Raw genomic sequence first — 12,078 nt, 5'->3', positions numbered from 1 at the left:
GGTGGCCATGAGGGTGCACACGGTCGGTATCCTTGGTTCCTGACCTTCCGACGCCCTGACCTGCACGCCGTGACCGGCGGGCCCGGCCCGGGCACACACCCAGAGGACACCCGTGTTCGACACCCTGCAAGACCGACTGGCAGCCACGTTCAAATCCCTGCGTGGCAAGGGTCGGATCACCGATGCCGACATCGACGCGACCACGCGCGAGATCCGCGTGGCGCTTCTCGAGGCCGATGTCAACCTCGCCGTCGTCAAGGACTTCGTCGCCGGTGTCAAGCAGAAGGCCAAGGGATCGGAGCTGTCGAAGGCCCTCAACCCGGCTCAGCAGATCATCAAGATCGTCAACGAGGAACTCATCGACATCCTCGGCGGCGACACCCGGTTCATCCGGTTCGCCAAGCAGCCGCCGACGGTCATCATGCTCGCCGGCCTGCAGGGCGCCGGCAAGACGACGCTCGCCGGGAAGTTGGGTGCCTGGCTGAAGTCGGAGGGCCACTCGCCGCTCCTCGTGGCCGCCGACCTGCAGCGTCCGAACGCGGTGCAGCAGTTGCAGGTGGTGGCCGAGCGCGCGAAGGTGGGCGTGTACGCCCCGCAGCCCGGCAACGGCGTCGGTGATCCGGTCCAGGTCGCCCGCGACTCCATCGACCACGCCCGGCACGGCCTGTTCGACGTCGTGATCATCGACACGGCGGGGCGCCTCGGCGTCGACGAGGAGATGATGCGGCAGGCATCCCGCATCAAGGAGCAGACCCGCCCGGACGAGACGCTGTTCGTCGTCGACGCCATGATCGGCCAGGACGCCGTGAACACGGCCCTGGCATTCGAGCAGGGCGTGGGGATCGACGGCGTCGTCCTGACCAAGCTCGACGGCGACGCCCGTGGTGGTGCCGCGTTGTCGATCGCGAAGGTGATCGGCAGGCCGATCATGTTCGCCTCCAACGGCGAGAAACTCGAGGACTTCGATGTCTTCCATCCCGACCGGATGGCGAGCCGGATCCTCGGCATGGGCGACATGCTCACCCTCATCGAGCAGGCCGAGAAGACGTTCGACGCCGAGCAGTCGCGCAAGGCCGCCGAGAAGCTCCTGGGGGGACGCGGGGAGTTCGGCCTCGACGACTTCCTCTCGCAGATGCAGGCGATCCGCCGTATGGGCCCGCTGTCGAAGGTGTTCGGCATGCTCCCCGGGGCCGGTCAGCTGAAGGCCGTCAGCGAGATCGACGAGAAGCAGGTCGACCGCGTCGAGGCGATCATCTACTCCATGACCCCCGCGGAGCGAGCCGATGTCGGCATCCTCAACGGCTCTCGCCGTTCACGCATCGCCCGCGGCGCGGGTGTCGAGGTGCGCGATGTGAACGACCTCGTCAACCGGTTCACCGAGGCTCGGAAGATGATGCACTCGATGGGCGCGATGATGGGCGGCGGGATGCCCGGCGGCGCCCAGGCGGGTGGCCGCAAGCAGCAGACCAGGCAGCAGGCGAAGAAGGGTAAGGGCGGCAAGCGGGTGTCGGGGAACCCCGCCAAGCGGGCGGCGGCCCTGTCCGGCAAGCCCGCTCCCCAGACCGAGGCGCCCCAGGGGCTGCCGACCGACGAGACCGAGTTGAAGGCCGCGATGGCCGACTTCCGGTTGCCGCCGGAGCTGCAGCAGATGCTCAAGCAGCAGAACCCCGGCGACCGCTGAGCCATGGCAGGCTCCGCACCCGTCGCCGGGCCGGACGAGGCACACCCCGCACCGGTCGTCGCATCCTCGCCGTCTCCCGGCAGCTGGCACCTCAGAGGGACCGTGCTCCCGGGAACCGAACCGGTCGACCTGTGGCTGGCCGGCGGCGTGGTCGCCGACGGGCCGGTGCCGGGCGCCGTGACGATCGCCGAGGACGTCTGGATCCTGCCGGGACTGGTGGACGCCCACTGCCACATCGGGCTCGGTGCGAGCGGCCAGGTCGATCGTGCCACGGCCGAGCGCCAGGCGCTCACCGATCGCGACTCGGGGGTGCTGCTGATCCGCGACGCCGGTGCCCCGGTCGACACGCACTGGGTGGACGATCGCGCAGACCTTCCCCGCGTCATCCGGGCCGGACGCCACATCGCCCGTCCCAGGCGATACCTGCGCAACTTCGCCGTCGAGATCGATCCCGAGGATCTCGTCGGCCAGGTCGAGGCGCAGGCCCGTGCGGGGGACGGCTGGGTGAAGCTCGTCGGGGACTGGATCGATCGGGACGCGGGCGATCTCGCGCCGTTGTGGCCCGCGGCGCTCGCGCGGGATGCGATCGCCCGGGCTCACGAGTTGGGAGCGCGGGTCACCGCACACTGCTTCGCCGAACAGTCGGTCGCCGAACTCGTGGACGCGGGTATCGACTGCATCGAACACGGAACCGGCCTGACCGGCTCGGTGATCGAGCGGATGGCCGCCGGAGGGATCGGGCTCGTCCCCACCATGACGAACCTCGAGAACTTCCCGGTGTTCGCGGACGCGGGGCAGACGAAGTTCCCGGCCTATGCGTCCCATATGCGTCACCTGCATGCCCGTCGGTTCGAGACGCTGGGTGCCGCGCGCGAGGCGGGCGTGCCTGTCTATGCGGGTACTGATGCCGGCGGCACTCTCGGCCACGGGCGCATCGCCCAGGAGGTCGCGCTCCTCGCACAGCTCGGAGGAGTGGAGTTCGCCCTCGGCGCGGCATCCTGGCGTGCCCGCGAGTGGTTGGGGGCCGAGGTGCTGTCGGCAGGCGCATCGGCCGATCTCGTCGTGTACGACGCGGATCCCCGTCGCGATCCCGGCGTCCTGGCTCACCCCGGCCTCGTCGTGCTGCGTGGTCGTCCCGTCGGGAGGTGACCCGAACCGGACGGACCCGGGCTTCGGTACTCTGGGCTGCGTCCCACACGATCGGGCATGGAGAGCCTCATGAGCCACCCAACCTACGGCCAGCCACCGTTCGACCCTGCCCGGGACGCCGCCGAGTGGCAGGCCCGCTACCAACCGGCTGATTCCCAGGTCTGGAATCCGGATGCCGCCACGTCCGGTGGCCTGGTGCCGAACGGCCAGGTGATGGTCGGCATGGGGCACATCGAGGTCACCGACACCGAGGTGCGCACGCCGATGGGCACGATCCCACTGTCACGGGCGTCGTTCACCTTCGTCGATCACACCATGACGACGCAGAAGATACCGACCTGGGCGATCGTCTGCACGGTGGCGGGGTTCTTCGTCGTCACGTTCTTCAGCCTGTTCTTCCTGCTCGCCAAGGAGACAGTGACGATGGGCCAGGTGGTCGTGGGAGTCAGGGGAGGCGGCCTCGACTACTCCGAGCCGATGCAGGTGGTGAGCGCTGTGCAGGTACGCGACCTGCTCGACCGCGTCCAGTACGCCAACAACCTCTCCGCGATGCGCTCAGCCTGACGACGGGGCGGTGGGGACGACAAAAGCCGCCGTCAGGTTTCTCCCGGAGGATTGTTTCTGGCACAATGGGCGATGCGTCTTTCGTCCAGGTGCCCTCTCATCACTGGCGACGCAGGACCAATCGGCCATCCGTCACGTGCCCCACGCGCGCTGGACGGCCACCCGAATGCGCCGGGGCCGACCCGGCTTTCCCACAGGAGACACCACACAAGTGGCCACCAAGATTCGACTGAAGCGGCTCGGCAAGATCCGGGCTCCGCACTACCGCGTCGTCGTCATCGACTCCCGCGCGCCCCGCGACGGGCAGGCGATCGAGGAGATCGGCATCTACCATCCCAAGAGCGATCCCTCGGTGATCCGCCTCGACTCCGAGCGCGTCCAGTACTGGCTGGGCGTCGGCGCCCAGCCCACCGAGGCAGTCGTCGCGCTGCTGAAGCGCACCGGGGACTGGCAGAAGTACAGTGGCGACACCTCTCCGTCCGGTGTCGAGCCGCAGCCCGAGTCGGTCGACAAGCTTGCCCGCTTCAACGCGGCGCTGGCCGAGGCCGACGGCGAGTCGGCCACCGAGGCGATCTCGCGCAGGGGCAAGAAGGCGACCGAGGCGCAGGACGCCGGGGAGCCGGCTGCCGCCGACGAGGCGTGACGATGCTGGCTGAGGCGCTCGAACACCTGGTGCAAGGCATCGTCGGGCATCCGGACGAGGTGCGCATCCGTGACAAGGAGTTGCGTCATGGACGGATGCTCGAGGTGCGTGTGCACCCCGAGGACGTGGGCAAGGTCATCGGGCGGCAGGGCCGCACCGCGACCGCGCTCCGTACCGTCGTCCAGGCCCTGGCCGGCCGCGAGCAGGTGCGCATCGACTTCGTCGACGTGGACCGGAAGAACGGTCGCGGCCGCCGGTAGTCCCTTGCGGCACCGCGGCATCGTGACGCGATAGCGCTGCCCCACCGTCCCCGGACGCGAGTCTGGAAGGATGGTGGGGCGTTCGTTTGCAGGAGGAGACACGTCATGTCCGATCAGGTCGAGGTGATCGTCGGTCGCGTGGCCCGCGCCCACGGCGTCCGGGGTGACGTGACGATCGAGGTCCGAACCGACGAGCCCGCGCGGCGGTTCACTCCTGGTGTGTCCTTGCGCACCCCGACCGGGCGGACGCTGCGGGTCGTGGCCTGTCGTGCCCAGGGCGGGGGACTGCTGGTGAGGTTCGACGGCGTGACCGACCGCGACGGCGCGGAGGCCCTGCGTGGGTTGGAGTTGCTGACCGACGTCGCCGCGGATGAGATGCCCAGTGGGCCCGACGAGTACTTCGACCGCCAACTGGTCGGCCTGCGAGTGCTCGACGCCGCGGGCACGGATTCGGGTCGGGTGGTCGAGGTCACCCACGGATCTGCCCAGGACATCCTGGTGATCGAGACGGCGACGGGACAGCGGATGGTGCCTTTCGTCTCGGCGCTGGTGCCCGAGGTCGACGTGGAGGCCGGCACCCTGCGACTGGCACCCGTGCGCGGTCTGCTCGTCGACGACCAGGACGAACAGTGACGCCCCGGCGCGCCGCGGCGGCGGACGACGCGGACCAGACCGAGGCGCCGGTCGTGGCGGCGACCCCGCTCATGCGGATCGACATCATCTCCATCTTCCCCGGCTACTTCGCCGCGCTGGACCAGAGCCTGATCGGGCGGGCGATCGCCGACGGCCTGCTCGACGTGCGCGTCCACGACCTGCGCGACTGGACGCACGATCGGCACCGGACCGTCGACGACACCCCCTACGGCGGCGGAGCCGGAATGGTCATGAAGCCGGAGCCGTGGGGTGAGGCGCTCGACGCGCTGCTCGCGTCCCGGCGTGATGACGGGCGCCTCCGGCCGTCCGGTCAGGGCACCGTCCGGGCCCAGGAGGACGCCGCGTCGTCGGTGACCGTGCGACGGGAGCAGGCGGACGGTTCGGCCCCCCTCCCGGTGCTCGTCGTGCCCACCCCGGCAGGCATCCGTTTCACGCAGGCGATGGCTGAGGAGTTCGCCTCGGCGTCCGGTCTGGCCTTCGCCTGCGGACGCTACGAGGGCATCGACCATCGCGTCATCGAATGGGCGTCCGATCGGTTCGACGTGCGCGAGGTCAGCCTGGGCGACTACGTGCTCAACGGCGGCGAGGTCGCCACACTGGCCATGATCGAGGCGGTGGCCCGGCTCGTCCCGGGAGTGATCGGGAACCCCGAGTCGCTGCTGGAGGAATCGCACTCCCAGACGGTGGGGGGCCTGCTCGAGGCCCCGGTGTACACCAAACCTGCCGCCTGGAGGGGACTGAGGGTGCCCGAGATCCTGCTGAGCGGCAATCATGCGTTGATCGCGGCCTGGCGCAAAGAACAGTCGGAGACGCTCACACGCAGCCGTCGTCCCGACCTGCTCGACGGGCACTGACTAGGCCGGTGAACCGCCCCGGCTTTTCTCGGGGGCGGTGGTCGCAGCAACATCGCGACCCACTAGACTGCCGAACGTGGCAACCCAATTGACAACTCGCGATGCGAGCACAACGCCTCACCAGCGCGCACTGAGATCCACGGTGGCCCGCAAGGCCCTCATGGCGGTGACCGGGCTGTTCCTGGTGTTGTTCCTGCTCATGCATATGTTCGGCAACCTCAAGCTCCTGATCCCCGACAACGGCGCGGAGTTCGACGAGTACTCGGAGGCGCTGCGGACCTTCCTGTACCCGGTGCTTCCCGAGAAGTTCTTCCTCACCTGCTTCCGTGGAGTACTCGCGGTGGCGATCCTGGTGCACCTTGAGGCCGCCATCCGGCTCACCTTCCGTGACTACGACGCCAAGGGCGGGCTCGGACGCTATTTCAAGCAGCGCTTCCTCGGAGGCAGCTTCGCGGCCCGCACCATGATCTGGGGCGGCGTCATCATCGTGCTCGGTGTGATCGTCCACCTGCTGCAGTTCACCGGACAGATCATCAAGGTGAACTACCCCGCTGGGGCGGCCTCGGTGCTGCCGCACGAGAGGGTGGTCCTCGGCTTCCAGGAATGGTGGCTGGTGCTGCTCTACGCGATCTGGATGCTGGCGGTCTGCTTCCACGTATGGCACGGCTTCTACAGCGCCTTCTGCACCCTCGGTGCCCGGGTGGGCGCGGCCAGCGAGAAGGTCATCAAGTTCTGCGCCTGGGTCGTCGCCATCCTGCTCTACATCGGTTTCATGCTGACGCCGGTGCTCATCTTCCTGGGAGTGATCTTCCCCAATGCCTGACGAAATCAAGACCACAGCCGCCACTGGTGCACCCGTTGCCACGTCCGTTCCCGCGAGTGACGCGGACTACTACACCATCGGCGAAGAAATCAACGACGCCAAGGCGAACACCGATCTTCCGATCGCCGAGGTGTGGCCCGATCGTCAGTTCCACGCGAAGCTGGTGAACCCGGCCAACCGTCGGAAGATGACCATCGTCATCGTCGGCACAGGCCTGGCCGGCGCCGCTGCGGCCGCGTCCCTGGGTGAGGCGGGTTACAACGTCCTCAACTTCTGTTACCAGGACAGCCCCCGCCGCGCCCACTCGATCGCGGCGCAGGGCGGCATCAACGCGGCCAAGAACTACAAGAACGACAACGACTCGACGTTCCGCCTGTTCTACGACACGGTGAAGGGCGGCGACTACCGCGCCCGCGAGACCAACGTGTACCGGCTCGCAGCGGTGTCGGCGAACATCATCGACCAGTGCGTGGCCCAGGGTGTGCCGTTCGCCCGCGAGTACGGCGGTCTGCTCGACACCCGCTCGTTCGGTGGCGTGCAGGTGCAGCGTACGTTCTACGCTCGCGGCCAAACCGGCCAGCAGCTGCTCATCGGCGCTTACCAGGCGCTTGAGCGGCAGATCGCCGCCGGTACCGTGAAGATGTACCCGCGGCACGAGATGCTCGAGGTCATCGTCAAGGACGGCAAGGCCCGCGGCATCGTCGCCCGCGACATGGTCACCGGCGAGGTGACCCCGCACACCGGCGACGCGGTGGTGCTGGCCACCGGCGGATACGGCAACGTGTTCTTCCTGTCGACGAACGCCATGGGCTGCAACGTGACGGCCACCTGGCGTGCGCACCGCAAGGGCGCGTACTTCGGCAACCCGTGCTTCACGCAGATCCACCCGACCTGCATCCCGGTGCACGGCGAGAACCAGTCGAAGCTGACCCTGATGAGCGAGTCGCTGCGCAACGACGGGCGCATCTGGGTGCCGAAGAAGGTCGAGGACTGCGACAAGGATCCGCGCCAGATCCCCGAAGAGGATCGCGACTACTACCTGGAGCGCATCTACCCGTCGTTCGGCAACCTCGTCCCGCGCGACATCGCGTCGCGTCAGGCGAAGAACATGTGCGACGAGGGACGCGGTGTCGGCCCGATGGTCAAGGAGACCGACGAGGACGGCAACACGCGTCAGGTGCGCCGCGGCGTCTACCTCGACTTCTCGGACGCCATCTCGCGGCTCGGGAAGGGCGGCGTCGAGGCGAAGTACGGCAACTTGTTCGACATGTACAAGCAGATCACCTCGGACGACCCGTACGAGGTCCCGATGCGGATCTACCCCGCGGTCCATTACACGATGGGCGGCGTGTGGGTCGACTACGACCTCCAGACCACGATTCCGGGTCTGTTCGTCGCGGGTGAGGCGAACTTCTCCGACCACGGCGCGAACCGCCTGGGTGCTTCGGCGCTCATGCAGGGGCTGGCGGACGGGTACTTCGTCCTGCCGAACACGATCAACGACTACCTCGCAGACAACCATCCCGGGCAGTTGCCGGACGATGATCCGGCGGTGGCCGAGGCCGTGTCCACGACGAACGAGCGCATCCAGAAGCTGCTGTCGATCAAGGGATCTCGCACGGTCGACTCGTTCCACAAGGAACTGGGCAACATCATGTGGGAGTACTGCGGCATGGCCCGTTCCGAGGAGGGGTTGAAGAAGGCGATCGGCCTCATCCGTGAACTGCGTGAGGAGTTCTGGCGCGACGTCAACGTGCTCGGCGAGGCCGAGGACCTCAACCAGACCCTGGAGCGTGCGGGACGCGTGGTCGACTTCTTCGAGCTCGGCGAGTTGATGTGCATCGACGCCCTGCACCGTCGTGAGTCGTGCGGCGGACACTTCCGCGTCGAGCACCAGACCGAGGAGGGCGAGGCACTGCGTCACGACGACGAGTTCACGTACGTGGCGGCCTGGGAGTGGGCCGGTGAGGGCGCCAAGCCGGTCCTCCACAAGGAACCCCTGGTCTACAAGGCAATCGAGCTGAAGCAACGGAGTTACAAGTGAAACTCACACTGAAGATCTGGCGCCAGGCTCGTGGCGCGCAGCAGGGCAAGCTGGTCGACTACGAAGTGGACGGCGTCAGCGAGGACATGAGCTTCCTCGAGATGCTCGACCTGCTGAACGAGGAACTCACGGTCAAGGGTGAGGAGCCGGTCGCGTTCGACTCCGACTGCCGTGAGGGCATCTGCGGCATGTGCGGTGTGGTCATCAACGGCACGCCGCACGGACGGGGCAACTCGCCTGTGCCCACGACCACCTGCCAGCTGCACATGCGGTCGTTCAGCGATGGGGACACCATCACGATCGAGCCCTGGAAGGCCGAGCCGTTCCCGGTGGTCAAGGACCTGGTCGTCGACCGTACCGCGTTCGACCGCATCATCCAGGCCGGCGGGTTCATCTCCGTGAACACGGGGTCGGCTCCTGACGCCCACTCGGTGCCCGCGCCGAAGCTGAAGGCCGACATCGCCTTCGACAACGCCACATGCATCGGTTGTGGTGCATGTGTGGCCGCTTGTCCGAACGCTTCCGCCATGCTGTTCACCTCGGCCAAGGTCACGCACCTGGCGAACCTGCCGCAGGGCCAGCCGGAACGCTACCTGCGCGTCAAGAACATGGTGGGTCAGCACGACGCCGAGGGCTTCGGCAACTGCTCGAACATCGGCGAGTGCGCGGCGGTCTGCCCGAAGGGCATTCCGCTGGAATCGATCAGCCAGCTCAACCGCGATCTGATCTCGTCGCTGTTCCGCAAGGACGGCTTCAAGGGCTGATCTCCAGCAGTGGACGACGTCGGGAGGCTCCGGCGTCGTCCACTGTGTGTCGGCACGATTTCGCCTTTGTGTGAGCGTGTGCGAGAATTGTTCGGTTGTTCTGCGTAGCGGGCCCTGCCACAGGGGGATTGACCGCGAGCAGGGCGTCCAGCCGTATCCACCGCGAGGTGACCTGTGGCACCGACGAGGACTCAATCATGAACCAGCTCATCTCCGCACTCGACAAGGTCTCGATCCGTCAGGACGTCCCGGAGTTCCGTCCCGGTGACTCCGTGCGCGTGCACGTCAAGGTCGTCGAGGGCAACAAGTCCCGTATCCAGGTCTTCGCAGGTGTCGTCATCGCGCGAACCGGGGACGGCGTGCAGGAGGCGTTCACCGTGCGCAAGGTGTCCTACGGCACCGGCGTCGAGCGGACCTTCCCGCTGCACTCGCCGATCATCGACCGGATCGAGGTCGAGCGTCGTGGCGATGTCCGCCGGGCCAAGCTGTACTACCTGCGGGAGCGTCGTGGCAAGGCCGCCAAGATCAAGGAGCGTCGCGACGCCTGATCCCCATCCCGTTGTCCACAGATCCCGGCCGGTGCGCGTGAGCGTACGGCCGGGATCTGTGCGTGCGGAGCGAGGTTCCGGGCGGCACTAGGATGGGACGCGATTGCGATCCCCAGGAGGGCAACAGGTGAGTGTGCGCAAACGCCGGACGGCGGGTACCGCCCGGGGCTCGAGTTCCACGGATCCCGCCACCGGGGCCACGGACACTTCCAGCGAGGATGATCTCGGAGAGACGCGGACTCGTCCGGGCGCCGCACGTCAGGTAGGTGCGTTCCTGATCGAGGCCGCTCTGGCCATCGTCGTCGCCCTGGTGCTCACGGCGCTGTTGCGCGTGTTCGTCTTCCAGGTCTTCGAGGTTCCCAGCGGGTCCATGGAGCACACGCTGGAAGAACAGGACCGCATCGTCGCGGTGCGTGTGGAGGGTTTCTCCCGCGGCGATGTCGTCGTCTTCGAGGACCCGCCGAGCGGGTGGATGGGCAAGCAGCCCGAGGCGACCAACCCCGTACGGCGCGCGATGGAGAATCTCTACCTGCTTCCCGACAGCACGCAGGCCTACCTGGTCAAGCGGGTCATCGGGATGCCCGGTGACCGCGTGACCTGCTGTGACCAGCAGGGCCGGGTCACGGTGAACGGCGTGGCGCTGGACGAGGAGTCCTATCTCTACACCGACGCGTCGGGTCAGACCGTGGAACCGTCCGCGACGACGTTCGACGTCATCGTCCCCGCCGATCACCTGTTCGTCATGGGGGACCACCGCGACCGGTCGGGTGACTCGCGTATCCATCTGTGCGAGCAGACGAGTTCGGGTGTGCCGGCCGGTATGAACGGCTTCGTTCCGATCGAGAACGTGGTGGGTCCGGCGAAGGCGATCGTCCTGCCGCTGAACCGGATGACCGCGTTCTCGACCCCGGCCACGTTCGCCGCGATTCCCGCGGCGGCGCAGTCGCCACCCGCCGATCCCGTGCTCGGGGCGGGCACATGCCAGCAGGGCTGAGTTCCGGGAGCGCGGAACCGCGGTCCCCGGGGCGGACGATCCGCCCGGGCAAGGGCATGTACGGCTACGAGCGCGCGCTGGTGAGGGCAGGGTTCTCGCCTGTCGCCGGTGCGGACGAGGCCGGCCGGGGAGCGTGCGCCGGCCCGTTGGTGGCCGCAGCGGTCATCCTGGACGACACGACCTCCCGGAGGATAGAGGGGCTGCGGGATTCCAAGCTGCTGACCCCTCTTGCGCGGGATCGTCTGTACGACCAGATCACGGACAAGGCCGTGTCATGGGCGGTCGTTGCCGTGGCCCCTGCCGAGTGCGATGAACTCGGCATGCACGAGGCTGACCTGCAGGGTTTGCGTCGAGCGCTGCTGCGTCTCGACGCCTCTCCCGCGTTCGCGCTGACGGACGGCTTCCCGGTGGCGGGCCTCGGGTGCCCCGGGCTGGCGGTGTGGAAGGGCGATCAGGTGGCCGCCTGCGTCGCAGCGGCGTCCATCGTGGCGAAGGTTACCCGTGACCGGATGATGGATGCCCTCGATGAGCGGTTTCCCGGCTATGGATTCGCGGTTCACAAGGGATATTGCACTGCCGACCATCAGCGGCGCCTGGAGGCGCTGGGCCCGTGCCCGATTCATCGGATGCGGTACGACAACGTTCGGCGAGCGGCGGGAACGCGGGCGCACGCAACGGGTCGGACGAGGGACTAGAGTAGCTTCACCATGAGCGCCGACGACCTAGAGGACTACGAGAGCAAGCTTGAGCTCGACTTGTACCGCGAGTACAAGGACGTGGTTGACATCTTCACCTACGCGGTGGAGACCGAGCGACGCTTCTACCTGTGCAACGCCGTAGACCTGAAGGTGCGCACCGAGGGTGGCGACGTGTACTACGAGGTGTCCATGGGGGACGCCTGGGTGTGGGACATGTATCGTCCCGCCCGGTTCGTGAAGTCGGCGAAGGTGCTGACGTTCCGCGACGTGTCGATCGAGGAGATCCAGCACCGCGACCTTGAGATCCCGGACCGCAACTGAACTCTTCCGGTCGTCCGGGACAGTCACCCGGCGTATGACCGTGTGAGAAGTGCCTGTGGACAACGGGCCTGTGGATAGTGA

14 protein-coding genes are annotated in these 12,078 nt (G+C 67.5%); all 14 read left to right on the top strand.

What is annotated here, in order from left to right:
• Nucleotides 1-112: 112 nt before the first annotated feature.
• The 14 genes from ffh (at nt 113) to FB473_RS10110 (ending at nt 11,997) form a co-directional block, all read left to right on the top strand.
• Nucleotides 113-1,681 (top strand): signal recognition particle protein, encoded by a 1,569-nt coding sequence (ffh, locus tag FB473_RS10175; RefSeq protein WP_167167032.1) that lies wholly within the window; start codon nt 113-115, stop codon nt 1,679-1,681.
• 3 nt (nt 1,682-1,684) lie between these two features.
• Nucleotides 1,685-2,830 carry an amidohydrolase family protein gene (locus tag FB473_RS10170; protein ID WP_167167030.1) on the top strand — a complete coding sequence of 382 codons (1,146 nt, stop codon included), beginning with the start codon at nt 1,685-1,687 and terminating at the stop codon, nt 2,828-2,830.
• A gap of 69 nt (nt 2,831-2,899) precedes the next feature.
• Complete coding sequence (locus tag FB473_RS10165) at nt 2,900-3,394, top strand: hypothetical protein (protein ID WP_167167028.1); 495 nt, start codon at nt 2,900-2,902, stop codon at nt 3,392-3,394.
• 211 nt (nt 3,395-3,605) lie between these two features.
• On the top strand, nt 3,606-4,037 hold the full coding sequence (gene rpsP / locus FB473_RS10160; protein ID WP_167167026.1) for a 30S ribosomal protein S16: 432 nt from the start codon (nt 3,606-3,608) through the stop codon (nt 4,035-4,037).
• Nucleotides 4,038-4,039: 2 nt separating this feature from the next.
• Nucleotides 4,040-4,297, top strand: a complete 258-nt coding sequence (locus FB473_RS10155; protein ID WP_167169425.1) for an RNA-binding protein — start codon at nt 4,040-4,042, stop codon at nt 4,295-4,297.
• Nucleotides 4,298-4,402: 105 nt separating this feature from the next.
• Nucleotides 4,403-4,930 carry a ribosome maturation factor RimM gene (gene rimM, locus FB473_RS10150; protein ID WP_167167024.1) on the top strand — a complete coding sequence of 176 codons (528 nt, stop codon included), beginning with the start codon at nt 4,403-4,405 and terminating at the stop codon, nt 4,928-4,930.
• 71 nt (nt 4,931-5,001) lie between these two features.
• On the top strand, nt 5,002-5,805 hold the full coding sequence (gene trmD, locus FB473_RS10145) for a tRNA (guanosine(37)-N1)-methyltransferase TrmD (RefSeq protein WP_167169422.1): 804 nt from the start codon (nt 5,002-5,004) through the stop codon (nt 5,803-5,805).
• A gap of 130 nt (nt 5,806-5,935) precedes the next feature.
• On the top strand, nt 5,936-6,628 hold the full coding sequence (locus FB473_RS10140) for a succinate dehydrogenase cytochrome b subunit (RefSeq protein ID WP_167169419.1): 693 nt from the start codon (nt 5,936-5,938) through the stop codon (nt 6,626-6,628).
• Complete coding sequence (locus tag FB473_RS10135; RefSeq protein WP_167167022.1) at nt 6,621-8,672, top strand: fumarate reductase/succinate dehydrogenase flavoprotein subunit; 2,052 nt, start codon at nt 6,621-6,623, stop codon at nt 8,670-8,672. The genes FB473_RS10140 and FB473_RS10135 overlap by 8 nt, the downstream gene beginning before the upstream one ends.
• On the top strand, nt 8,669-9,436 hold the full coding sequence (locus FB473_RS10130) for a succinate dehydrogenase/fumarate reductase iron-sulfur subunit (protein WP_167167020.1): 768 nt from the start codon (nt 8,669-8,671) through the stop codon (nt 9,434-9,436). The genes FB473_RS10135 and FB473_RS10130 overlap by 4 nt, the downstream gene beginning before the upstream one ends.
• A gap of 197 nt (nt 9,437-9,633) precedes the next feature.
• Nucleotides 9,634-9,984 (top strand): 50S ribosomal protein L19, encoded by a 351-nt coding sequence (rplS, locus tag FB473_RS10125; protein WP_167167018.1) that lies wholly within the window; start codon nt 9,634-9,636, stop codon nt 9,982-9,984.
• Nucleotides 9,985-10,111: 127 nt separating this feature from the next.
• The gene (gene lepB, locus FB473_RS10120) at nt 10,112-10,978 is read left to right on the top strand and encodes a signal peptidase I (RefSeq protein ID WP_341770087.1); all 867 of its coding nucleotides are present in this window, start codon (nt 10,112-10,114) and stop codon (nt 10,976-10,978) included.
• Nucleotides 10,963-11,673: a ribonuclease HII gene (locus FB473_RS10115; protein ID WP_167167016.1), complete on the top strand. Its 711-nt coding sequence runs from the start codon at nt 10,963-10,965 to the stop codon at nt 11,671-11,673. The genes lepB and FB473_RS10115 overlap by 16 nt, the downstream gene beginning before the upstream one ends.
• Before the next feature lie 12 nt (nt 11,674-11,685).
• Entirely contained in the window at nt 11,686-11,997 is a 312-nt protein-coding gene (locus FB473_RS10110) for a DUF2469 domain-containing protein (protein ID WP_167167014.1), read from the top strand.
• Nucleotides 11,998-12,078 lie beyond the last annotated feature (81 nt).

The sequence above is a fragment of the Brooklawnia cerclae genome (assembly GCF_011758645.1).
GTDB lineage: Bacteria > Actinomycetota > Actinomycetes > Propionibacteriales > Propionibacteriaceae > Brooklawnia > Brooklawnia cerclae.
Note: the sequence above shows the minus strand (reverse complement) of the source record. Positions and strands in the feature narration are given on the sequence as shown.